Raw genomic sequence first — 22,800 nt, forward strand, 5'->3', positions numbered from 1 at the left:
ATCGTGCCCCACCTCTTCGATGCCGACGTGATCACCGCGGTTCTCCGCCACATGAACGGCGACCACACCGACGACAATCTGCTCATCGCCCGCGCCTTCGCCGAGACCGATGCCGAGATCACCGAGTCCGTCATGACGAGTTTCGACGGCGACGGCGGAGTGTGGGAGATCACCGCGGGTGGCTCCAGCTCCGAGCTGCGCGTGCCGTGGCCGGGCGGACCGATCGCCGACCGTCCGTCGGTGCGTCGCGAGGTCGTGGCGCTCTACGACCAGGCCTGCGCCCGCCTCGGCGTCGAGCCCCGCCCGCACGCCTGAGCGTCGCGGAGACGCGTCGACGACCCGACTTCCGTCGACTCCGGGCTTTCCTCTGAGGTAAGGCTCCCCTTACACTGAGGTCATGCCCGAGATCCTCTCCTTCTCCGCCGCCCTGCGCGAGCGCTCGTCCGGATCGCACTCCCGCAGCGAGACCGCCGGCTTCATGTCCGACCTCCTGAAGGGCGAGGGCTCTCGCGAGGACTACATCTCGCTCGTCGCTCAGCACTACTTCATCTACGAAGCGCTCGAGAGCGCGGGCGACCGGATGCGCCAGGACCCGATCGCCTCGGTCTTCATCAGCGACAAGCTCACCCGCCTTCCCGCGCTCGAGGCCGACCTGGAGTTCCTCCTCGGCGCCGACTGGCGCGAGCAGATCGTGCCGCTGCCGACCACGCAGCGCTACGTCGACCGCATCCGTCAGGTCGGGGCGACCTGGGCGGGCGGCTTCGTGGCTCATCACTACACGCGCTACCTCGGCGACCTCTCCGGCGGGATCTTCATCGGTCGCGTGATGGCCCGCCGCTTCGGCTTCGAGACCAACGGCATCGGCTTCTACCTGTTCGACGACATCGCCGACCCCTCGGCCTTCAAGGACGTGTACCGCGAGCAGCTGGATGCGGCACCGTGGGACGACGCCGAGCGCGAGCGCGTGATCGACGAGGTGCTCCTCGCCTACCGCTTCAACACCGAGCTCTTCGAAGACCTCGACCGGGCGCGCGCCGCGGCCTGAGCCGGGGATCAGCCCTTCGGCAGCTCCGGCGTGGATGCCGCGAGCCACGCGTCGCGCATGAACCGGCGCACGTCCTCATCCACCCGGATGTCGCGGGGTCGCAGCGGGCGCGAGAGATACAGCCCCTCGAGTGAGGTCAACCGGCTCAGCGCGACATAGGTCTGCCCCGGCGCGAACGCCCCGGACCCGAGGTCGATGATCGCACGCTCATAGGTCTTGCCCTGCGACTTGTGGATCGTGACCGCCCATGCCAGCCGCAGCGGGAACTGGGTGAACTCGGCCACCACGTCACGCGACAGCTTCTTGGTGTTCTGGTCGTACGCGTACCGGAACCGCTCCCAGACGGCTGGCTCGACGTCGACCTCCTCACCGTCGATGTCGACGCGCACGGCACTGCCGATGATGCGCGTGACCGTGCCGATCGTGCCGTTCACCCAGCGCGGCGGTTCCCCGGACATCGCCGTGTCGTTGCGGAGGAACATCACCTGCGCCCCGACCTTGAGCTTGAGCTCCGACTCCGCCGGCAGCGACGCCTCGCCGCGACCGAAGTCGCCGCTGACCTCTGCCCGCGCCGTCTGCTCCTTGCCGGGCAGCGCCGCGAGGTGCCTGCTGTTGATGCTGTTCACGATGTCGTTGCGCGTGGCGAGGGTGATCATCGGCACCTCGCCCGGCTCCGGCTCCGGAGGTGTGCGGGCGCCCTGCGTGTTCAGCACCCCGGCGATCTCGGCGGTCACCCGCCCGTAGCGCACGGCGTTGAGCATCGCCTTGAACCCGTCGTCGGACTGCCGGTGGATCTGCACCAGCTCCCGCACGTGCAGGTGGGCGCGGGTGTCGACCTCGAACAGGCCCTCCTGATCGGACGACCCGAATCCATGGGTCCCTGAGCCCGTTGAAGGGCCGGCCCAGACCTTCGCGTCGAAGAACCAGAACGAGCGGTAGTGGTCCTGCACGTAGCGGGCCTCGTCGCCGCGAGGAGGAACGGGCGCCAGCTGATACGGGTCACCGAACATGACGACCTGCACGCCGCCGAACGGCTCCCCCCTGCGCCCTCTGGCCTGGCGCAGAGAGCGGTCGATCGCATCCATCAGATCGGCGTTGACCATCGAGATCTCATCGATCACGAGCGTCTCGATGGCATTGAGGATGCGACGCGTGGCATCGTTCTGATCGATGTCGGCGTCGCCGATCAGACCGATCGGAAGCCGGAAGAGGGAGTGGATGGTCTGACCCTCGACGTTCAACGCCGCGACGCCGGTGGGCGCGCAGATCGCGATCTGCTTCTTGGTGTTCCAGGCGAAGTGCTGCAGCAGCGTGGACTTGCCGGTGCCGGCGCGCCCCGTGATGAAGACGTGCTCGCCGGTGTCCTCGATGAGCCGGAACAGCTCTTGCTGCTCCTCGGACAGGGCGGGAAGGGACACGGCACTCACAGGGGAAGCGGGCGGAAACGGGGCGCCACCCATGCTACGTCCCGGCATTCGCCTGCGGCCGCCGACGCTCGGCGTCCCCCCAGGACGCCCTCCTAGACTGACGCCATGGGACGGGCCGGCACGCGCGCGCCCCGGCGATCGCGCCTGGGCGTCGATCTGGCGATGCTCGCCGTCGTGGGCCTCATGCTCGTGGCCGCACTGGGCGCCGGCGGGGCGACCCTGTACCAGCAGTTCTACGGCCCGTCCGCTTTCGTGGTCCGCTATCTCGACCTGCTCTCCTCCGGCAGCGCTGCCGACGCGCTGCGCATTCCCGGGGTCGCGATCGACCGCGAGACCCTCGAGAAGGCGGGCATCGATCCGTCGGCGTCGGAGGCGATGCTCCGACGCTCGGCGCTCGCGCCCCTGACGGATGTGAAGGTGGAGTCGGAGAAGCCCGCAGACGGCGGTACCGCGGTCACCGTGAGCTACCAGGCGAGCGGTCACGCCGGCACCAGCACGTTCCTCATCGAGCAGGACGGCTGGGCGGGCGTGACCCCGAACTGGCGTTTCACCACCAGCCCGCTGGCCGTGATCGACCTCACCGTGCGGGGCGCAGACCAGTTCGCGGTGAACGGCTTCGAGGTCGACCGTCGACAGGTGTCGGTCCTCGGCCCGGAGGCGGGCGCGCTCGACCCGCTGCCGCTGCTGGTGTTCACCCCGGGCCTGTACTCGGTGACCGTCGACACCCCCATCGCGACCGCATCCGGCCACGGCGTGCTCGCCGATACACCGCTCGCCGTCACGCCGCTCGATGTGCAGACCGAGCCGACCGAGGAGTTCGTCAAGGTCGTGCAGCAGCAGGTCGAGCAGTTCCTCACCGAGTGCACGACGCAGGAGGTGCTGCAGCCGACCGCCTGCCCGTTCGGACTGCGGGTCACCAACCGGATCACCGCCCCGCCGAAGTGGTCCATCGCCCGCCAGCCCGAGGTCACGGTCGTCCCCGACGGAGGGCAGTGGCAGATCCCGACCACCGAGGCCGTGGCGCACGTCGACGTCGAGATCCAGTCGCTGTTCGACGGGTCGATCGCACCGCTCTCCGAGGACGTGCCCTTCCAGCTCAACGGCACGATCGTGATCCTGCCGAACGGCTCGGCGTCGATCAGGGTCGGCGCACCGGGCGAGGTCCCGGTCGACTGAGTCCCGGTCGACGGACCACCCCCGCGACGGGTCTCAGCGTCCTTCGCGCTCCACGCGGCGCTGATCGCGCTCGGCGAGGGCCGCGAGCTTGGCGTTGTACTCCTCGAGCTCGGCGTCGCCGGTGCGATCCGCGTGCCGGTCGGCCCGACGCTGCAGCTTGGTGTCGCTGCGGCTCCACTGGATGGCGACCGTGATCGCGAGGATGAGCGTCGGGATCTCGCCGATCGACCACGCGATGCCGCCGCCGACGTACTGGTCCTGCATCGGGCTCACACCCCAGTCGCGGCCCATCGCCCCGAACCAGTCAGCGACCATCAGGCCCTCCTGCATCATGATCGCGATGCCGAAGAACGCATGCATCGCCATGACGGCGATCAGCGTGATCAGGCGTCCGGGATACGGCAGCCGGTACGGAACCGGGTCGGCCCCGATGAGACTCATCACGAACAGGTAGCCGGAGATCAGGAAGTGGATGACCATCCACTCGTGGCCGAGGTGCTCGAACATCGACCAGCGCACGAGATCGGTGAAGTAGAACGCCCACAGCGACAGGATGAAGATCGCCGCCGCGACGAACGGATGCGTGACCACGCGGGCGAAGGGCGAGTGCACCGCCCACATGATCCACTCGCGGCCACCGCGGGTGCCGTCGTCGCGCTTGCGGATCGCGCGCAGCGCGAGCGTGATGGGGGCGCCGGAGACCAGCAGCAGCGGGATCGCCATCGACAGCATCATGTGCCCGAGCATGTGGATGCTGAACAGGTACTCCTGGTACGCGTTGATGGGCCCGCCGGTGACCCAGACGAGCAGCAGCATCCCCAGCACCCAGAAGACCGTGCGATGGATCGGCCAGCGGTCGCCGCGCACATGCAGGCGCCGCACGCCGGCCAGGTAGAAGAACAGTCCCAGCCCCGCGGCGATCAGCCAGAGCACGTCGATGTCCCACGCCGTGAACCAGCGCTCGAGGGTGAGCTCCGGCGGCAGTTCCGACCCGGTGAGGATCTGAGCGGGCGTCTGCAGGAACGCGGTCTCGCCGGTGGGCGGAGGCGTGCGGGCCAGAGCGGCCGCGGCGCCGGAGGCCAGCCCCATGAGGGCGACCTCGCACAGCACGAGCAGCCAGAACCAGCCGGCGGCGCGGGCTCCGGCGAGCTTCGGGATGAGGCGGGCGCGATACCAGGCACCGAGCAGCCCCATGCCGCCCAGCAGCGCGACCTTGGCGAGCACGATCCAGCCGTAGGGCGTGGTCCACAGCGCGTTCCAGTCGCCGACGGCCACGATCGATCGCGTGACCCCCGAGACGGCGACCACGGCGAAGGCGGCGATCGCGAGCGACGAGTAGCGCCCGACGAGCCGCGCGGTGTCGACGTCGGCACGTCCGCGCAGCAGGATCAGCAGCAGCAGGCCGCCGAGCCAGACGGCAGCGCCGATCGTGTGCAACAGGATCGAGTTGACCGCCATGTTGTGCCCGGCGAGATCGCCCGCATGACCCTGCGTCGCGAGCGGGAGGAAGGATGCCGCGGCGAGAAGGGCCGTGATGAGCGTGGGCGTCCACGAACGCCAGGCGAAGGCGAGCACCGTGATGATCGCACCGAAGAGCGTCGTGATGAGCCAGGACTGGCCGAGCGGCAGCTCCAGCAGGAAGCGCCCCAGCTGCGTGCCGAACTCGCGCTCGATGCTGAGCTTCGGGTTGAAGGCCGCCATGAAGGCGAGGAATCCGGCGAGACCCGCGGAGATCGTGAAGACCGCGGCGCCGACCGAGGCGATGTTCAGGGCGGCGTCGAACGAGCGCTCCCCCGCGCGAAGGCCGAACAGCGCCAGCACCAGCGAGCCGAGCATCACCGCGCCGGACATGTTCATCACGAGCTTGGCGATCGGCGTGCCCCAGAGCACGAACGGGCCCGGATCCTGCAGGAGCGGCGGCTTCGCGCCCCCGCCGACGAGAAGCGCGAACGTCAGGGCGACCAGAGCCGCGACGACGAGGATGACGATCCCGGCGATGCGATACGCCGAGATCCGACTCGTCGACTCGCTGCGGGAACTCACCCCTCCAGCCTAGGCGCGCCCGGAGGGAGGAAAGCACGAAGGCCGCCCCCGTCGGAACGGGAGCGGCCTTCGATGAGGTGCGGTCGATTACTTGACGGCAGCCTTGAGCTTGGAGCCAGCGGTCACCTTGACGCGCTTGCCGGCCGGGATCTTGATCTCGGCGCCGGTCTGCGGGTTGCGGCCCGTGCGAGCAGCGGTGTCGACCTGCTCGAAGGAGATCCAGCCCGGGATGGAGACCTTGCTGCCCTTGGCAACAGCGTCGGAGACCGTGGCGAACAGCGAGTCGAGGACACCGGAGACGGTGGCCTGGCTCTGGCCCGTGGCGCTTGCGATGCTCGCGACGAGCTCGGTCTTGGTGATGGACTTGTCAGCCATGTCATCCTCCAGCGACGAGATCCCGTCGCATCGTTGTGGGTATCGGAGCGGATGCTCCTGGTCTAGTGACCGCCTTGAATGTATCAACCACCACCCTCATTTCCGCGTCATTTCGCGGGTTTTGGGCAATTACTTGGCGTGTCGCACCACTTTTGTCACTCCAGTCACAGATTCCGGGGTCGTCAGTGCGCCCGGTGAGCGTTGATCACGGCGCCGGCCGTGCGCTCGAAGGCGGGCGCGACGCGGTTCTCCCCGTCGAGATATCCGCCGACGAGCGCGGCGTCGCGCAGCAGCACGAGCGAAGCGGCGACCTCGTCTGGACGCTCGAGCCCGGCCGCCTCGGCCACCTGCTGCAGCGTCGAGCGGAACCACTCCCGGTGCTCGTCGATGAGCTGCCGCACGGCTCCCTCGGCGTCCGGATACTCCGCGGCCGCGTTGATGAAGGGGCAGCCCCGCGTGTGGTGTTCGCGGATGTCGGCGGCGATGCCCTGGACCACCGCATCCAGCAGCGCGTCGGGGTCGGAGACGGCCGCTCCCGCCTCGGTGAACATCGCGCGGAGCATCTCGTCCTCGTGGCCGAGGTACGCGAGCACGAGGTTCTCCTTGCCGCCGAACTGCTTGTAGAGGGTGGCGCGAGTGACCCCGGCCTCCTCGATCACGCGGTCGACGCCGACCGCGTGGATGCCCTGCTCATAGAAGAGGCGGGTGGCGGCATCGATCAGCCGGGCGCGGGCGGGGCTGGGGCGCTTCGTCGTGGTGTCCATGGTCTTCCTCTCATCGTGTCATCCGAACCCCGGCATCCGAATCCGATTTGCCGATTTCGGGAATAGGTTGCGGTAGATAGAACGTTCGGTCTACTATCAGCGTAACGCACTTCCGATCAGCGGGAGCCGAACAGAGAGAAGAAGATCATGAACACCACCGACAAGACCCCCATCGTCCTGATCCACGGCCTGTGGATGACCCCCGCCAGCTGGAACACCTGGGCCGAGCGCTTCCGCGCCCAGGGCCACGAGGTCATCGTCCCGGGATGGCCGGGCATCGACGACCGCTCCGTCGAAGACATCCGCCGCGACCCGTCCGCCCTGAAGGGCATCGGCCTGAAGCAGATCGTCGACCACTACGAGCGCATCATCCGCGCGCTCCCCGTCAAGCCGATCGTCATGGGCCACTCCTTCGGTGGAGTCATCACGCAGATGCTCGCCGACCGCGGCGTCGGAGCGGCGTACGTGGGGGTCGCCCCCGGACAGACCGCCGGCATCACCACCCTGCCGTTGTCGACACTGTGGACCGGCACCCCGATCCTCGCGAACCCCTTCGGCCGCAACGGCGCCAAGCCCCTGTCGAAGCGCCACTTCCACTTCACGTTCGGCAACGACCTGAGCCGCGCCGAGTCCGACCGCCTCTGGGAGGAATCCGCCGTGAACTCCTACAACCGGGTCTTCTTCGAGGGCGTCGCCTCCGCGTTCAACGAGAAGGGCGGCGTCACCCACGTCGACTATGCGCGCACCGACCGGGCTCCGCTGTACGTGATCACGGGTGAGATCGACCACGTCGTGCCGCCGGCCATCGGTCGCGCGATCGTGCAGAAGTACCGCTCCACGGGCAGCCCCGCCGTCGTCGACTACAAGGAGTACCCCGGACGCACCCACCGCCTCGTCAGCCAGAACGGCTGGGAGGAGATCGCCGACGAGGCCCTCGCCTGGGCCGTCGCGCACACCACCACCGCCGTCGCGTGACGCCGGGTTGCGCCGGCGCTGGGGGCTGGGGAGGTGCTGGGAGGCTGAGTCATGACGCCTCGTGCAGCGTCAGCAACTGCCCGCACAGAATGAAGGAGATCTCACGGAATGAAGGAGTGGATACAGCATCCGCTCCTTCATTCCGTGAGATCTCCTTCGCGTCGTGCGTGGGGCTGCGCAGGCGAGTGGATGGTCAGGCCTGGTGGATGCTCAGGTGAGGAGGATGCTCAGGCTGGGGTGCTCAGGCTGGGGGTGCTCAGGCTTGGGGGATGCTCAGGCGAGGTGCGCGCCCTGTGCGACGGCCTCCATGATCACCGACTGCACCTCGGGCCAACGCTGCATGACCTGCTCATAGCTGAAACGAAGAACGCGGTAGCCGCGAATCATCAGCTGCGCGTCATGCGCGATGTCCTTGGTCCGCTGCTCGCCCGCGTGCGTCGCCCCGTCGATCTGGATGACCAGCCGATCCCCGATCAGCAGATCCACCCGCCGGTCGACGCACCAGGCCTGGGCAGCATCCGAAGCCCCAGCCAGCGAAGCCGGTGGATGACGATCGTCTCCAGCCCAGAGTCGGCGAACGGTCGCGCTCGCTCGAGGACCGCTCGGGCCGGCGGCGGAAGATCGAGCCCACGAAGCCGCTCGCGATCGACGAGCCCCTTGTTCATGGCCGACTCCCAGACGACGAGCGCCGTCTCGAACGGCTGGCATTGAGCGACCAGGGCGAGGGCGTTCAGCAACTCATCCACCGTCGCGTCGGGTGGCCGCACGACGACCGGCTTCGACCAGTGCACGACGACGTGTGCCGGCACCTGGATCCGCGCGGCATTCGGTCTGGCAACGACATGCAGTGCGGGCTTCTCGGGAACCCAGAGCCCCTGCCGGGCGGCCGCGGTGACACAGCTCAGCACCACGCCGTGCGCGACGGCGCCGACGACCTTCGGATCAGCTTCCGGGAGCGCCACCCACCCCTGCCGCACCGTTGAGATCTCGCGCCGCTCCTTCGACCGCCGAAGCGCGTGCGCGCTGACCCCGGCTGCTCGGAGAGTCCGCACCGGCGCGACTCCCCCGCGACGCCTCAGCTCATCCACGGGATCCATCGAACGATCCTGCCGCCGAAGAGCAGCCGCATGTCGCCGCGGTTCCGGCATGCGGTCAGACTTTCCTCAGCGCAGGGCCCGGTGCAGGAGAACAGCCCCGGTACCCGCTGGTCTGCTCGTCTGCTCGCATCCTCGCCTGCTCGCATCCCCCACCCCGCTCGAAACGACCCCGCTCGGAACGAAGGAGATCTCACGGAATGAAGGAGTGGATGCGGCATCCGCTCCTTCATTCCGTGAGATCTCCTTCAGAGCGTGAGGGACCCGGGAACACAGAAGCCCCGGGAATGTAGAAGCCCCGGGAACACAGAATCCCCCGGGAGCGCGACCAAGCCCGGGGACGCAGAAGGGGCGAGGATCCGAAGATCCTCGCCCCCTCTGTCTGCTGAGTCTTACCAGCTGGACTTGGTCACGCCGGGCAGCTCGCCACGGTGTGCCATGTCACGGAAGCGGACACGCGAGATGCCGAACTTCGTGAGGACACCGCGGGGGCGGCCGTCGATGACGTCGCGCGAACGCACGCGAGCCGGCGACGCGTTGCGCGGCAGCTTCTGCAGGCCGACGCGTGCGGCCTCGCGGGCCTCGTCGGTGGCGTTCGGGTCGACCAGGGTCTTCTTCAGCTCGGCGCGACGCTCGGCGTAACGCTCGACGATGACCTTGCGCTGCTCGTTGCGAGCGATCTTGCTCTTCTTAGCCATTGATCAACGCTCCTCTCGGAATTCGACGTGCTGACGGATGACCGGGTCGTACTTCTTGAGCACGAGGCGGTCGGGGGTGTTGCGGCGGTTCTTCTTGGTCACGTACGTGTATCCCGTACCTGCCGTCGAACGCAGCTTGATGATCGGACGTACGTCCTGAGCCTTCTTGGCCATTAGAGCTTCACACCCTTCGCCTGGAGGTCCTTGACCACGTTCTCGATGCCACGGACGTCGATCACCTTGATGCCCTTGGCGGACACGTTGAGCGTGATCTTACGACCGAGCGACGGAACGAAATACGTCTTCTTCTGCACGTTCGGGTCGAAGCGGCGCTTCGTCCGGCGGTGCGAGTGCGAGACATTGTGTCCGAAGCCGGGAACAGCTCCGGTCACCTGGCACACTGCTGCCATGATGTGACTCCTTCTATACCGTGAGACCGGACGGCCTCACCCAAGATCCCTTGTCTGCACGCCGCGGGCCCTTCGACTTCTTCGACAGGCTCAGGAACCGAGAAACACCCAGCGGCACGCGAACTGCGCACAGGAGTGTGCGCAGACAAAGAGTCAGTTTAGCACGGGCGGGGCACCAGGAACGGCCGCAGCTTCGGCGGCACCGCGACCCCAGCGGAACGGCGACACCGTGGGGTCGCCGTCGATCCAGAAACGCCAGGGGAACGCATGCGTACCGGCTACCCCCGCGACACCGACCCGCGGCCCGCTCACCACGTCGTCCCGCGGTTCGCCCAGCCACAGTTCCGCCCGTGCGCCGTGCAGCTGCTCCCCCGTCACGGCATCGATCCCGTCGTGCAGAGGATGCCGCAACCCGACCGCCTGACCGAGACGCCCCGGCCCCCGGGCGAGGTCGCGAAGAGCGATACGCCCGAGAGGCAGCGCCGCACCCCGCCGCCGAGCCGCGGCATCCGCTCCGGACACGACCTCACCGGCACGCAGCAGCACGCCGTCGCCCTGCCCCTCGGGCCCGCACACGACGTTGACGCACGAGTGGATGCCGTGACTCAGGTAGACGTACAGGTGTCCGGGCTCGCCCCACATCGTGGCATTGCGGGCGGTCGGCCCCATCCGCGCATGCGACCCTGGATCCGCGATCTCCCCGGTCCCCCGACCGTGATAGGCCTCGACCTCGGTGATGCGCAGCCGCACCTCGACCGGGTCGGTGTCATCGGGCCCGGTCACGAACGTGCGCAGTTCCGCCCCGAGGAGTCGCGGTGCCACGTCGACCGCGGAGCCGCTCAGATCGGCGCGGACGGCACGGCGCAGAGCATCGTGCGTCGACATGTCAGAACCGCGGTGCCGTCTGGCACCAGGAGACGTCGAACCCGGTGAGGGCGACCATCTCCTTGCCCGACTCCATGTCGATCAGGTGCGTCTCGACGTTCTCGGGCAGCGGGAGCAGCATCCCGTCGTACGGATTGCTCGCCAGTTCGGGCGCGATGACGACGGCCGCGTACTGGCCGCTCGGCGACGCGCACGCCTGCAGGATCGAATCCGCCGAGCTGACCTCGACCAGCGGAGTCGCCTTGCCGTCGTCGTCGACGCGGATCACCGCCTGCCCGACCGGAAGCCCCGCATCGTCGCGCGAGACCACGTGTCGCAGCGTGCCGCCCGGGTAGGGAGTGATCGACGAGGCCGTGCCGTAATCGGGGTCGGATGCCGCGAGCGGCTGCTCGGATCCGTCGGCGAGATTGAGTTCCACCACCGTGGCATCGAGCCGCTCGACGATCGCCGTGTACGTGCCCCGGGAGATGCCCTGGATGGTCGCGGCGAGCCCGAGGGACTGCACCCCCGCGTCGGTGGATCGGTCGACGAGCGAGAGCGCTCCGTCGAAGTCGATGAACAGCACGGCGGCGCTGTCGGGCACGAACTGCCAGACGAACACGCTCGCCTCTTTGCCCGCTACCTCGATGATCTGAGGATCGTCCTTGCCGTTCAGCGACTGCGTGACCAGCACGCTCGCGCGTCCCTCGTCGTCGCTCAGCTCACGGTCGGAGTAGCTGTAGCCGACGAGACCGCCGCGCTCGGAGACCTGGATCGCGCCCACGTAGCCGTCACCCGGGAGTTTCAGCTCACGCTGGTTCTTCCCATCACGATCCATCACGAGCAGCCGGGACCCCTCGTCCTCCTCGACCGCGACGACGAGCTGGTTCGAGGTCGCGCGGAAGTCGTTGATCTTGTCGTGCTCGTAGACCGCCACCCCGTCGCCCTTGAGGTCGGTGAGGAAGATCTTGTCCTTGCCGTCGACGTCGCGGCGCAGGATGAAGATGTGGGACGCCGGGGTTTCGAAGCTCGTCGTCAGCGTCGTCGCCGGACCTCCGCCGGCACCGGTGACATCGGCGACGCGGACCGTGTACTTCGTGGAGTCGTCGAGCGGAACCGTGAAGCGGACGCCGACGCCGCGCCCCGATGCGTCGACCGTGAACGGCACGGCCGGCTCGACGGTGACCTGCTCGGGGTCGATCGGCGCGAGGGCTTGATTCGCCGTGAGGATGACCCTGCTTCCGGACGACTCGATCGCCTGCGCGGCATCCACCTGCACCTCGCTGACCCGTGGCCCCTGCAGGAGACTCACGATGCCGAAGCCGGTGCCCACGAGCACCAGGACGCCGAGGACCGCACCGATCGTGAGGAGGAAACCGCGTGACGTCGCGGGAGTGCGTGCGGGCTCCTCTGCGGACGGGCCACGGGAGTCGGTCGGAGCGGATGCTTCTTCGCGCGCGGCCTCGGCCTCGGCCTCGAGCTCGGGCTCTCCGGCGACGGGAACCGAACCGGCGGGAGTGGCGCCGATGAAGACGGGCGCCGTGGGGACGGGCACGGAGGGGAGTGCCGTCGCCTCGGCATCTTCCCGTGCGGCGGCCTCGAAGGCGGCCATCTTGCGGGCAGCGGCCTCCTGCTCGGCGACCTCGCGATCACCCGCCTCGCGGACGGCGGCCTCGCGAGCAGCGGCTTCGCGAGCGGCGGCTTCGCGGGCAGCAGCTTCCCGAGCAGCCGCCTCATGCGCAGAGGTCTCGCCTGCATCGGCACGCGGCTCATCGATGCTCGGCTCGGTCTCATGGTGCGTCGCGAGCGCGCGGTCGATCCGTTCGGCCTCGGCCGCCTCGGCTGCTTCTCTGGCCGCGCGCATCTCCGCACGGGTCTGCGGAACGGCGGGCACCTCGGGGCGATCGTCGTCAGTACTCATACGGATCCCCCGGCTCGTCGATCGCGACGACATCGGTCGGCTCGATGCGGAGCTTTCCGTCGGCGTCCGCCCGCACGGTGCCGGTGATCTCGACCCACTGGCCGGTCGCGTAGTCTTCCGGGTCGACGTCGACGGGCAGCGCGGCGGTCTGCGCGTCGATCACGCAGTGCGTGATGACCAGTCGCGTGAGGTTCACGCCGTCATCGCCCGATGAGTCGGGCGTCACGAAGCCCGTGAGCGTCACGGGTGCACCGTCATAGGCGGCGGTGTTCGTGGACGCGGCGAAGACGCTCGCCCAGTCGCCCACGCCGAAGGTGGACGTGTCGGCGACGCCGAGCGCGACCGTGTCGGCCCCTGCGAACAGGGCGCTCTGCTCCCCCGCGCGCGACATCGCCAGCTCGACCGACAGCGAGGCGGGCGGCAGCACGAGGGCGGCTGCCACGACACCCGTGGCGATCACACCGCCCGCGACGGCTCCGACACCCGCGAGCGAGCGTCGACGGGATGCGGGGGACGAGCCGTGATCCGTGTCATCGACGGCATCCGACGTTTCCGGAGCAGGCCCGTGGTCGTGTCCGTGGTCGCCCTCCTCCCCCAGTGGGAGAGTGCAGGACCAGATCGCACCGGCGAGCGTGACGACTGCGGCGGTGCACGCGAACCACACCGACTCGGGACTGATGTAGAGGTTGAGGCGCCCGGTGAGGCCGAGTCCGAGTGTGACGACAGAGATCACGGCCGCGAGGCCCACACCCAGCCAGCGGGTGCCGAGCGCGCGCACGCGGGCGACGGTCTGCTCAGACAAGGACGTTCACCCCGATTCCGATGGCGAAAGCCGAGGCGAGGACGATGCCCACGATGCCCACGAGCGTGCGACCGGTGAAGGTGGTGCGCATGAGCGCGAGCATCTTGACGTCGACGAGCGGGCCGACCAGCAGGAAGGCGACGATGGCGCCGGAGGAGAACGTCGAGGCGAACGACAGCGCGAAGAAGGCGTCGACGTTCGAGCAGATAGCGACGGTCATCGCCAGGATCATCATCGCGACGATCGACAGCACCGGGTTCGACCCGATCGCCAGCAGCCACTCGCGCGGGATGAGCACCTGCACCGCTCCCGCGAGCGCCGAGCCGATCACCAGCGCGGGCATCACGGCACGCAGCTCGACGAGGAACTGCGTGAGACTGCGCCGCACCGGCGTGCCGGGCTCGTGCGTCACGCGGTCGCACGTGTCGACGAAGCGCTGCGTGAGCATGCCGTCGGGGTCGGGGTGGCGGCTGTAGATCCAGCCGATCAGGTTCGCGATCAGGTAGCCGCCGACGAGACGGGCGACCAGGATGCCGCCGTCCCAGCCGAACGCCGCATGCGTGGTGAGGATCACGATCGGGTTCACGATGGGCGCCGCGATGAGGAAGGTCATCGCCTCGGCCGGAGCGAGCCCGCGCATCATCAGGCCGCGGGCGAAGGGCACGTTGCCGCACTCGCACACCGGGATCAGCATGCCGAGCAGCGACAGCACGGCGCGGCGAGCCCATGCCCGCCGGGGCAGCCAGCGGTGGATGACGTCGGCCGGCAGCCACACCTGCACCACGATCGAGAGCAGCACGCCGAGGATCACGAACGGCAGCGCCTCGATCAACACGCTCAGCGCGAGGGTGAGACCGTCCTGCGCGCGGGTCGGGAGAGCTGCGGGGAAGAGCTTCGGAAGGAAGGCGTCGATCAGGAACAGCGCCGCGATGATGACGGCGCCGAGGCCGACGCCGATCCATGCCGATCGCGGCGAGGGTGCCGGGCGATGGGAGTGGCCGTGACGGGTCGCCGTTGCTGCGGAGGGGCTCACGCGGACGCGGCCCTCTCGGCGTCGCGCTTGTTCGTGCACGGCGTGCAGAGCCCGAAGATGTCGACCACGTGCGCGGCATCCGTGAATCCGTGCAGCGCCGCGGTGCGGTGCGCCCACTGCTCGACGTCCTTGGCCTCGATCTCGACCGTCAGGCCGCAGGACCGGCAGATGAGGTGGTGGTGGTGACCCTGGGTCGTGCAGGCACGGTAGAGCGCCTCGCCCTCGGGACTCTGCAGCGAATCGGCGTCACCGGATGCGGCGAGGCCGGCGAGCGCGCGGTACACGGTGGCGAGGCCGATGCCCGTGTTGTCGTCGCGCAGCGAGGCGTGCAGGTTCTGCGCGCTCACGAAACCGCGCGCGTCGGCGAGTGCTTCGCGCACGCGTTCGCGCTGCCAGGTGTTCCGCTGAGCCATACGAAGAGTCTAGGCCGCAGGGGTTGGCGACGGCTGGGAGTGGATTTCAGGCTGCGACACGCCGCACCCGGGAACGCGACTTCTGCACGATCCAGCACACGACGTAGATGGTGAACGAGAGGGTCGTGATGTACGGGCTGACGGGCAGGGTGCCGGCGAGGGCGAGCAGGATCCCGCCGACGGCCGAGACGAATCCGAACAGCGCCGACAGCAGCGGCACGGCGATGGGGCCGGCTGTGACCCGCATCGCGGCGGCTGCGGGTGTGACCAGCAGCGCCATCACCAGCAGAGCGCCGATGATGTGCACGCTCACCGCGACGATGAGACCCAGCAGCACCATGAACAGCAGGCTCACGGCGCGGGTGGGCACTCCGCGCGCGGCGGCCGATTCCGGGTCGAGCGAGTCGAACCGCAGCGGGTTCCACATCACCAGCAGCCCGATCAGCACGACCATGCTGATGCCGATGAGCCAGCCGAGGTCGGGGCTGGACACCGATACGATCTGCCCGGTCAGCAGGCTGAACCTGTTGGCGCTGCGGCCGTCGTACAGGGAGAGGAACAGGATGCCGAGGCCCAGGCCGAACGGCATCAGCACTCCGACGATCGAGTTCCGGTCCCTGGCCTTGGCGCCGAGGATGCCGATCAGGATCGCCGCGACGAGGGCGCCGGCCAACGAGCCGAACACCACGCTGCCGCCGAACAGCAGGGCAGCTGCGGCACCCGCGAAAGACAGCTCGCTCACGCCGTGCACCGCGAAGGCCAGGTCGCGCTGCATCACGAAGACGCCGATCAGACCGCCGACGATGCCGAGGACGGCGCCCGCGATGATCGAGTTCGAGAGCAGGGCGACGAGCTCGCCGTAGTCCTGGAACGAGAAGACGTCGCTCCAGTCGACCATCGGCACCATGGCCGCGGAGACGCTCATGCCGCCCCTCCGTGTTCGTGGTGGTCGCCGTGGTCGTGGTGCGGCTCGGCATCCGGCACGCCGACGACGACCAGCCGGTCGCCCGCGCGGAGCACGAACACCGGGGTGCCGTAGAGGTCGCTGAGCACGCGGGTCTGCAGCACCTCATCCGGGGTGCCCAGGAGGAACCGGCCGCCGGCGATGTACAGGATGCGGTCGACGCGGCCGAGGATCGGGTTGATGTCGTGCGTGACGAACAGCACCGCGGCCTCGCGCTCACGGCGCTGGCGGTCGATGATGTCGGTCACGGCGAGCTGGTTGGCGAGGTCGAGGTTCGACAGCGGCTCGTCGCACAGCAGCAGCGCCGGCTCGTCGGCGAGAGCCTGTCCCACCCGCAACCGCTGCTGCTCGCCACCCGAGAGCAGGCCGACACGACGATCGGCGAAGTGCGAGGCGCCCACCGCATCGAGCAGCCGGTCGACCTTGGCGCGGTCACCGCGGTGCGGGACCGGGAACCCGAAACGGCTTCCGCTGACGCCGAGACCCACCAGATCCCGAGCTCGCATACTGGTGTCGGGAGCGAGGTTGCGCTGCTGCGGGATGTACCCGATGCGGGAGTTGCCGCGGTGCACGGGCTCCCCCGCGACGCGGATCGACCCGGAAGACAGCGGCTGCAGGCCGAGGATGCTGCGCAGCAGCGTGGTCTTGCCCGACCCGGATGGGCCGAGCACCGCGATGAACTCGCCGGGCTGCACCGTCAGGTCGAGCCCTGACCAGAGTTCGCGATCCCCGCGGTGAAGTGCGGCGTCGGAGATCTCGAGGACCGGAGCGCCCCCGCTCACGGCTGGACGGCGGCGGCGAGGCTCTTGATCGCGTCACTCATCCACTCAGAGTACGACGATCCGTCCTCGAGCAGCTCCGTGAAGGCGACGACGGGGATGCCGGCATCCTTCGCGGCGGCCTCCACCCGCTCGGTCTCCGCTCCTCCGGTCTGCGCGTTGGTCAGCAGAGCAGTGGCCTGTTCGTCTTCGATCACCGTGAGCGCTTCGAGCAGCACGGCAGGCGCGACATCACTGCCCTCCTCGACCGACTCGGCGAATCCCTCGGGGGTGACGTCGGTCAGGCCGGCGGCAGCAGCGAGGTAGCCGGGCAGCGGTTCGGTCATGAAGACCGTGGCCCCTGCGGCATCCGTCTTGATGGTCTCGAGGTCGGCCTCGAAGCCCTCCAGGTCGGCGATGAGGTCGTCGGCGTTGGCGGCGAACTCCTTCGCCCCATCGGGGTCGAGCTCGGACAGCTCGTCGGAGATCGCCTCGACGACATGGATCATGGTGTGCGGGTCGAACCAGACGTGCTCGTTGAAGCCCTCGATGTGGTTGTGGCCCTCGTGACCCTCTTCGCCCTCGGCGTGATCGTGGTCGTGGGACTCATCCTCGGCGTGGTCGTGCTCGGCCTCGCCCTCGTGCCCCTCGTTGCCGGGGAAGTCGTGCGAGAACTCGACCGCCGTGACGACGTGCGGGTCGTTCGCGTCCTGCAGCAGCGTGTCGACGAAGGCGTCGTACCCGCCGCCGTTCTCGATCACCAGATCGGCCTTCTGCACCGTGAGGCGGTCGCGCGCGGTCGCCTCGTAGGAGTGCGGGTCCTGCGACGCGGAGGTGATGAGCGACTCGATGTCGACGCGGTCCCCGCCGATCGTCGCGGCGATGTCGCCGTAGACGTTGGTGCTCGCGACGACCGTGATGGTGCCGTCGTCGCCCTCTCCCGCTGCCGGGGTGGTGGAGCATCCGGCCAACGCGAGAGCGGCGACGGATGCGAGGGCGAGGGCGACGACGGGCTTCTTCATGGTCTCACTCTAAACGCTAATGAGAACCATTATCAAATCGCGGGATCAGCTCAGCCGAGCAGCGCCGCCGGGGCGACCCACGCGGTGGCCTCACCGGGAAGAGCGGAGCCGGAGAGCGGAGCGCTCGAAAGCACGACGCCCGCGGCATCCGCACCGAGGTCGAACGGCTCGGTGCCGAAGTTCGTCACGATCTGCCATCCGTTCGGGCGGGCGAAGCGCAGCACGTCGGCGCGTCCGGTGTCGATCCACTCCAGCGTCTCGCCGGTCTGCAGCAGGTGCCTCAGGCGCAGCGCCTCGCGGTACAGCGACAGTGTCGACGACGGGTCGGCGGCCTCGACGTCGACGGCGTACTCGGCGAACCAGGCCGGCTGCGGGAGGTGCGCGCCCTCCGCGCCGAAGCCGTACGAGGAACCGCCGGCGGTCCAGGGCAGCGGCACGCGGCATCCGTCCCGGCCGAGGCCGTCGAAGTCGGCGCCGCGGAAGAATCCGGGGTCCTGACGCTGCTCCGGTGTGATCTCGGCCACCTCGTGCAGACCGAGCTCCTCTCCCTGGTACAGGTATGTACTGCCGGGCAGGCCGAGCAGCAGCAGGGTCGCGGCGTGCGCCCTGCGGAGTCCGCCCTCGCGATCGAGGCCTTCTGCCGGACCGCCCGCCTTGACCCACTCGGTGCCCTGCTTCACCGCGCGCCCGTGCAGCGGAGCGAGCCCGTAGCGCGTGGCGTGACGGGTGACATCGTGGTTCGAGAGCACCCAGGTCGTCGACGACCCGGTGGCCTGCGCCTGCTCGAGGTTGTCGACGATGATCTCGCGGAACTGCGTCGCATCGAAGTCGGCGACCAGCAGATCGAAGTTGAACGCCTGCCCCAGCCCCTCGGCGGAGGCGTAGCGCGCGCGGCGCTCCGGAGTGTCGACCCAGGCCTCGGCGACGGCCGTGCGGGGCGGATCGTACTCGTTGAAGACCCGGCGCCACTCGGCGTAGATCTCGTGCACGTCGTCGCGGTCGATCATCGGATGGGTCCCCGAGGTGCGGTCCATCGCGTCGAGCTCGACCCGGCTCGGCAGCGGATCCCTCAGATCCTTCGTGAGCATGTGGGCGACGTCGATGCGGAACCCGTCGACGCCGCGATCGGACCAGAAGCGCAGGGTCTTCAGCAAGTCCTCGCGCACCTCCGGGTTGTCCCAATCGAGGTCGGGCTGCTCCTTCGCGAAGTTGTGCAGGTACCACTGGCCGTCCTCGACCCGCTCCCATGCGCTGCCGCCGAACACCGACACCCAGTCGGTGGGCGGCTCGGACCCGTCGGGGCCGGTGCCCTCGCGGAAGATGTACCGTCCGCGCGCCGCCGACCCCCGTCCAGCGGCCAGCGCCTCCTGGAACCAGGCGTGCTGATCCGAGGTGTGATTCGGGACGATGTCGACGACGACGTGGATGCCGCGCGCGTGCAGCGCCTCGACCATCGCATCGAAGTCGGCGAGGGTCCCCAGGCGCGGGTCGACGTCGCGGTAGTCGGCGACGTCGTAGCCCCCGTCGGCGAGCTCCGAGGGGTAGAACGGGCTCAGCCAGACCGCGTCGATGCCCAGCTCGGCGAGGTAGTCGACACGGGAGACGATGCCCGGGATGTCACCGATCCCGTCGCCGTTCGCGTCGGCGAAGCTGCGGGGGTAGATCTGGTACACGGCGGCCTGGCGCCACCATGCAGCCGTCCTGTCGTCTTCGCGGGTCTCGGTGAGAAGCGAATCGGTCATGAGGGGTGAGTACTCCTTCTGTTGTTGCGGTGGTTCTCGTGGTGGGCCCTTCGACAAGCTCAGGGACCCAGTGTTGGGTTGCTGAGCCTGTCGAAGCATCCCTAGCCCTTGACGGCGCCTTGCGTGACGCCCTCCATGACGAAGCGCTGCGTGAACAGGTACGCCAGGATCGCCGGGGCCATCGCCATCAGGTACGAGGCGAAGGACACGTTGTAGTTGTTGCTGAACTGGTTCTGGAACAGGTTCTGCCGCACGGGCAGGGTCTGCATCGCCGGATCGGAGATGATCAGCGACGGCATCATGAAGTCGTTCCAGGCGTAGAGGAAGGCGAAGATGCCGACCGTCGCACTCATCGGAGCGAGCAGCGGGAAGATCAGCCTCCAGAACGTCTGCCACGTGGTGGCTCCGTCGATGCGGGCGCTCTCCTCGAGCTCGATCGGGATCGAACGCAGGAACGCGGTGAACAGCAGCACGCTGAAGCTGAGCTGGAACATCGTCGCCAGGATGATCACACCGAGCGGATTGTCGAGCCCGACGCGTCCGGTGAGCTGGATCTGCGGCAGGGCGACGACGGGGAACGGGATGAACATCGCCGCGAGCAGGTAGAAGAACGAGTAGCGGAACAGGCGTCGGTCCCAGTTGCGCACGATCGCGTACGACGCGAAGGCCGCGAGCACGATGGTCGCGACCACGGTCCCGGCGGTGACGAGGAGCGAGATGCCGGCTCCGACCGGGAACTTCGTGAGGTTCCAGGCCTCCACGAAGCCGTCGATGCTGAACGGCGCGGGAAGCGAGAACGCATTGCCGTCGACAGCCTGCCCCGTCGTCTTGAATGCCATCGAGATCGTGACGTACAGCGGCAGCAGCACCGTGACGGCGCACAGGATGAGGATGATCGTGCCCGACCAGTTCACGCGCTCCATACGGGTGCGCGGCTTCTTGCCGGAAGCGGTCTGCGTGGTGATCGTCTGCGTCGACATCAGAGGGCGTTCCTTCCGCGCGTCAGCGACAGCTGGAGGAGGGAGATGAGCACGGCGACGATGAAGAAGATGGTCGCGTTGGCCATCTGATAGGCGTAGTCGCCGCCGTTGAAGCCCGCGATGATCGTCATCGCGACGCTCCGGGTGGAGGTTCCGGGTCCGCCGTTGGTGAGGCCGACGATGATGTCGTAGGCGTTGAGGAAACCCTTGAATCCGAGGATCACGTTGATCACGACGTAGCCCGCGACGAGAGGGATCGTGATGCGGGTCAGCTGCTGCGTCCTGCTGGCGCCGTCGATGCTGGCCGCCTCGTAGACCTCGCCGGGCACCGACAGGAGTCCCGCGATGTAGATGAGCAGGGTGCCGGGTACGGCCTGCCAGGCGGTGACGATCACGATGGCCACCCAGGCCAGGTCGGGGTTGGCGAGCAGGCTCGTCTCCAACCACGGGATGCCGGCCGCCGCGCCCGCCGCGGGGATCGAGTTCGAGAAGAGGAAGTTGAAGACGTACGCGATGATGATGCCCGAGATCACCATCGGGATCACGAAGATCGTGCGCAGCCCCGTCTTGAAGCGGATGCGGGAGGTGAGGCCGACCGCGAGCAGGAACGCGATCACGTTGACCACGATGACCGTGGCGATCGAGAAGCCGAACGTGAACAGGTAGCTCTGCAGGATCGCCGGATCACTGAACAGGGCGATGTAATTCGTGAAGCCGTTGAAACTCCACGCGCCGATGCCGATCGAATCGGTGAAGCTGAAGAAGATGCCGATGACACCCGGGACCGTGATCGCGAGGGTGAAGATCACGAGGGTCGGCAACAGGAACAGGTAGTAGATGGGCTCGACCCGGCGGCTGCGCCGACGGAGCGTGCGTGCGCCACCGCCGGTGACGATCGCGGTCGTGTCGGTCGGGGCCGTCGTGGTGGTCATGGCGCGGACTCCTCTGTCTCGCCGGGTGCGGAAGCGTCGCCGGACGAGGTTTCGCCGGTGGAAGGGATGGGGGCGCGGAAGGCGATGCGCGCCCAGTCCGCGTCCATGGTGCGAAGGATGCCCGCCGGGGAGGCCCCGAGCACCATCGCCTGTGCGTAGTTGAAGATCGGGAGGGTCTTGGGCACCAGCACGGAGGGCCCCTGATAGATCCGTCCCTCCTCGTAGTAGGGGATCATCCCCTCGATTCGAGGGTCTTCCGGAGCCGGAGCATCCTTCGTCGGGGTGAAGCCGAGCTGCGAGGCGTTGTACTCCTCGATGTGCTCAGGCAGATACAGGTACTCGAGGAAATCGCGGGCGGCCTCCTGGTGCTGCGACTCCTCCGGGATCATCACGGCGAGGTCCATGTTGACCCGCACCTCGAGGTCGGCGGGGTCGTCGGTCATCGGGAGCGGGAAGGTGCCGAGGGCCAGGTCGGGCGCGGTCTTCGCGATCTCGCTGAACGCCCACGGGCCCTGCAGGTACATGGCCGCCTCGCCCTTCCCGAAGGCCAGGTTCCCGTCTCCGTAGGCGCGACTCGCGGCATCCGCGTTGGTGTAGTCGTTCGCGAGCTGCAGCATCCGGTCCATGGGCTCGGCGAAGTCCTTCTCGAACGAGACCTCGGAATCCGGTCCGACCGCGGTGCCCTCCTCGGCGAGCGCGTCGAAGAACTCGATGACGTCGACCGAGCCTCCCGCCGTGTAGTCGTACCAGCCCTGACCGACTGTCCAGTCGTCCTTGAAGGTGCCGTAGAACGGGTCGATGCCCGCGGCCTTCAGCTGGTCGCAGACGGCGAGCAGCTCGTCCCAGGTCTGCGGGACCTCGAGGCCCTGTTCCTCGAAGATGTCCTTGTTGTAGATGACGGATGCGGCCATCACCGAGTACGGCAGGGCGCTCTGCCGCCCCTCGCACGAACCGTACTGATCCATCAGCGGCTGCAGGTCGTCGCGGATGCTCGCCGCGGCGTCGGTCTCGGAAAGGTCGGTGAGTGCGCAGCGCTGCACGAACCTCGCGACCTCGTAGTTGTAGTTCGCCAGCATGATGTCGGGCGGGTTGCCGCGCACGAAGCTGGCGGAGACGACGTCGACTCCCGAAGTGTCGATCTCGACCTTCACGTCGCTCTGCGAGGAGTTGTAGTCGGCGACGAGGGCGGTCATGAACTCGATCGCCTCGCGCTTGCTGAAGGTGAAGCGGATGGTCTCCGCCCCCGAGTCGGCGGAGCAGCCTGCGAGGGCGGTGCCGACCAGCGTCGCGCCGAGGGCTGCGGCTACGAGCCGCGTCGCGCGTGTTCGTTCAACAGACACCGTCGTCCTTTCGATGGGTAGA

Annotated in this window: 25 protein-coding genes; 4 read left to right on the top strand and 21 right to left on the bottom strand. The window is 68.4% G+C overall.

Annotated features, from left to right (window positions below):
- The first annotated feature begins 3 nt into the window (after positions 1 to 3).
- A complete protein-coding gene (locus tag ACWGO6_RS07440; protein WP_136043456.1) occupies positions 4 to 315 on the top strand; it encodes a DUF2470 domain-containing protein in 312 nt (103 codons plus the stop codon).
- An 82-nt stretch (positions 316 to 397) separates the two neighbouring features.
- Entirely contained in the window at positions 398 to 1,045 is a 648-nt protein-coding gene (locus ACWGO6_RS07445; RefSeq protein WP_029264391.1) for a biliverdin-producing heme oxygenase, read from the top strand.
- An 8-nt stretch (positions 1,046 to 1,053) separates the two neighbouring features.
- Here the strand turns inward: ACWGO6_RS07445 and ACWGO6_RS07450 are convergent, their stop codons facing one another.
- Positions 1,054 to 2,463: an ATP-dependent DNA helicase gene (locus ACWGO6_RS07450; RefSeq protein WP_205820405.1), complete on the bottom strand. Its 1,410-nt coding sequence runs from the start codon at positions 2,461 to 2,463 to the stop codon at positions 1,054 to 1,056.
- Positions 2,464 to 2,577: 114 nt separating this feature from the next.
- On the opposite strand from ACWGO6_RS07450, the gene ACWGO6_RS07455 reads away from it, so the two are divergent.
- The gene (locus ACWGO6_RS07455; protein ID WP_136043454.1) at positions 2,578 to 3,648 is read left to right on the top strand and encodes a hypothetical protein; all 1,071 of its coding nucleotides are present in this window, start codon (positions 2,578 to 2,580) and stop codon (positions 3,646 to 3,648) included.
- Positions 3,649 to 3,681: 33 nt separating this feature from the next.
- Here ACWGO6_RS07455 and ACWGO6_RS07460 read toward each other — a convergent pair whose 3' ends face one another.
- The 3 genes from ACWGO6_RS07460 to ACWGO6_RS07470 form a co-directional block, all read right to left on the bottom strand.
- Complete coding sequence (locus ACWGO6_RS07460; protein ID WP_452326326.1) at positions 3,682 to 5,691, bottom strand: cytochrome c oxidase assembly protein; 2,010 nt, start codon at positions 5,689 to 5,691, stop codon at positions 3,682 to 3,684.
- 87 nt (positions 5,692 to 5,778) lie between these two features.
- Positions 5,779 to 6,066, bottom strand: a complete 288-nt coding sequence (locus tag ACWGO6_RS07465) for an HU family DNA-binding protein (RefSeq protein ID WP_017203554.1) — start codon at positions 6,064 to 6,066, stop codon at positions 5,779 to 5,781.
- Between the two features lie 182 nt (positions 6,067 to 6,248).
- Positions 6,249 to 6,830: a TetR/AcrR family transcriptional regulator gene (locus ACWGO6_RS07470; RefSeq protein ID WP_452326327.1), complete on the bottom strand. Its 582-nt coding sequence runs from the start codon at positions 6,828 to 6,830 to the stop codon at positions 6,249 to 6,251.
- 147 nt (positions 6,831 to 6,977) lie between these two features.
- On the opposite strand from ACWGO6_RS07470, the gene ACWGO6_RS07475 reads away from it, so the two are divergent.
- A complete protein-coding gene (locus ACWGO6_RS07475) occupies positions 6,978 to 7,805 on the top strand; it encodes an alpha/beta hydrolase (protein ID WP_136043451.1) in 828 nt (275 codons plus the stop codon).
- Positions 7,806 to 8,078: 273 nt separating this feature from the next.
- On the opposite strand, the gene ACWGO6_RS07480 is transcribed toward ACWGO6_RS07475, so the two are convergent.
- From ACWGO6_RS07480 to ACWGO6_RS07560, 17 genes are all read right to left on the bottom strand, one after another.
- Positions 8,079 to 8,291, bottom strand: coding sequence for an endonuclease domain-containing protein (locus ACWGO6_RS07480; protein WP_452326328.1), 213 nt, complete (start codon positions 8,289 to 8,291; stop codon positions 8,079 to 8,081).
- The gene (locus ACWGO6_RS07485) at positions 8,279 to 8,902 is read right to left on the bottom strand and encodes a DNA/RNA helicase (protein WP_452326329.1); all 624 of its coding nucleotides are present in this window, start codon (positions 8,900 to 8,902) and stop codon (positions 8,279 to 8,281) included. Before ACWGO6_RS07485 ends, ACWGO6_RS07480 begins: the two co-directional genes overlap by 13 nt.
- Before the next feature lie 389 nt (positions 8,903 to 9,291).
- Positions 9,292 to 9,597, bottom strand: a complete 306-nt coding sequence (gene rpsN / locus ACWGO6_RS07490; protein ID WP_017829734.1) for a 30S ribosomal protein S14 — start codon at positions 9,595 to 9,597, stop codon at positions 9,292 to 9,294.
- Between the two features lie 3 nt (positions 9,598 to 9,600).
- The gene (rpmG, locus tag ACWGO6_RS07495) at positions 9,601 to 9,771 is read right to left on the bottom strand and encodes a 50S ribosomal protein L33 (RefSeq protein WP_017203558.1); all 171 of its coding nucleotides are present in this window, start codon (positions 9,769 to 9,771) and stop codon (positions 9,601 to 9,603) included.
- Positions 9,771 to 10,007: a 50S ribosomal protein L28 gene (rpmB, locus tag ACWGO6_RS07500; protein ID WP_017203559.1), complete on the bottom strand. Its 237-nt coding sequence runs from the start codon at positions 10,005 to 10,007 to the stop codon at positions 9,771 to 9,773. Before rpmB ends, rpmG begins: the two co-directional genes overlap by 1 nt.
- A 153-nt stretch (positions 10,008 to 10,160) precedes the next feature.
- Positions 10,161 to 10,892 (bottom strand): DNA-3-methyladenine glycosylase, encoded by a 732-nt coding sequence (locus ACWGO6_RS07505; RefSeq protein WP_452326330.1) that lies wholly within the window; start codon positions 10,890 to 10,892, stop codon positions 10,161 to 10,163.
- 1 nt (position 10,893) lies between these two features.
- On the bottom strand, positions 10,894 to 12,792 hold the full coding sequence (locus ACWGO6_RS07510) for a hypothetical protein (protein WP_452326331.1): 1,899 nt from the start codon (positions 12,790 to 12,792) through the stop codon (positions 10,894 to 10,896).
- Positions 12,782 to 13,594 carry a TIGR03943 family putative permease subunit gene (locus ACWGO6_RS07515; RefSeq protein ID WP_452326332.1) on the bottom strand — a complete coding sequence of 271 codons (813 nt, stop codon included), beginning with the start codon at positions 13,592 to 13,594 and terminating at the stop codon, positions 12,782 to 12,784. The genes ACWGO6_RS07510 and ACWGO6_RS07515 overlap by 11 nt, the downstream gene beginning before the upstream one ends.
- Positions 13,587 to 14,627: a permease gene (locus ACWGO6_RS07520; protein WP_452326333.1), complete on the bottom strand. Its 1,041-nt coding sequence runs from the start codon at positions 14,625 to 14,627 to the stop codon at positions 13,587 to 13,589. Before ACWGO6_RS07520 ends, ACWGO6_RS07515 begins: the two co-directional genes overlap by 8 nt.
- Positions 14,624 to 15,040 (bottom strand): Fur family transcriptional regulator, encoded by a 417-nt coding sequence (locus ACWGO6_RS07525; RefSeq protein ID WP_136041922.1) that lies wholly within the window; start codon positions 15,038 to 15,040, stop codon positions 14,624 to 14,626. The genes ACWGO6_RS07520 and ACWGO6_RS07525 overlap by 4 nt, the downstream gene beginning before the upstream one ends.
- Positions 15,041 to 15,086: 46 nt before the next feature.
- Positions 15,087 to 15,947, bottom strand: a complete 861-nt coding sequence (locus tag ACWGO6_RS07530) for a metal ABC transporter permease (RefSeq protein WP_452326527.1) — start codon at positions 15,945 to 15,947, stop codon at positions 15,087 to 15,089.
- Positions 15,948 to 15,961: 14 nt separating this feature from the next.
- Positions 15,962 to 16,786, bottom strand: coding sequence for a metal ABC transporter ATP-binding protein (locus tag ACWGO6_RS07535; protein WP_376101438.1), 825 nt, complete (start codon positions 16,784 to 16,786; stop codon positions 15,962 to 15,964).
- Positions 16,783 to 17,784 carry a metal ABC transporter solute-binding protein, Zn/Mn family gene (locus ACWGO6_RS07540; RefSeq protein ID WP_452326334.1) on the bottom strand — a complete coding sequence of 334 codons (1,002 nt, stop codon included), beginning with the start codon at positions 17,782 to 17,784 and terminating at the stop codon, positions 16,783 to 16,785. Before ACWGO6_RS07540 ends, ACWGO6_RS07535 begins: the two co-directional genes overlap by 4 nt.
- Before the next feature lie 50 nt (positions 17,785 to 17,834).
- Positions 17,835 to 19,526: a glycoside hydrolase family 13 protein gene (locus tag ACWGO6_RS07545; RefSeq protein ID WP_452326335.1), complete on the bottom strand. Its 1,692-nt coding sequence runs from the start codon at positions 19,524 to 19,526 to the stop codon at positions 17,835 to 17,837.
- Between the two features lie 101 nt (positions 19,527 to 19,627).
- Positions 19,628 to 20,506 (bottom strand): carbohydrate ABC transporter permease, encoded by an 879-nt coding sequence (locus ACWGO6_RS07550; protein WP_376101441.1) that lies wholly within the window; start codon positions 20,504 to 20,506, stop codon positions 19,628 to 19,630.
- Positions 20,506 to 21,438, bottom strand: coding sequence for a carbohydrate ABC transporter permease (locus ACWGO6_RS07555; protein ID WP_205820304.1), 933 nt, complete (start codon positions 21,436 to 21,438; stop codon positions 20,506 to 20,508). The genes ACWGO6_RS07550 and ACWGO6_RS07555 overlap by 1 nt, the downstream gene beginning before the upstream one ends.
- The gene (locus ACWGO6_RS07560) at positions 21,435 to 22,778 is read right to left on the bottom strand and encodes an ABC transporter substrate-binding protein (RefSeq protein ID WP_452326336.1); all 1,344 of its coding nucleotides are present in this window, start codon (positions 22,776 to 22,778) and stop codon (positions 21,435 to 21,437) included. The genes ACWGO6_RS07555 and ACWGO6_RS07560 overlap by 4 nt, the downstream gene beginning before the upstream one ends.
- Positions 22,779 to 22,800: the final 22 nt, after the last annotated feature.

The sequence above is a fragment of the Microbacterium sp. NPDC055665 genome (assembly GCF_053618035.1).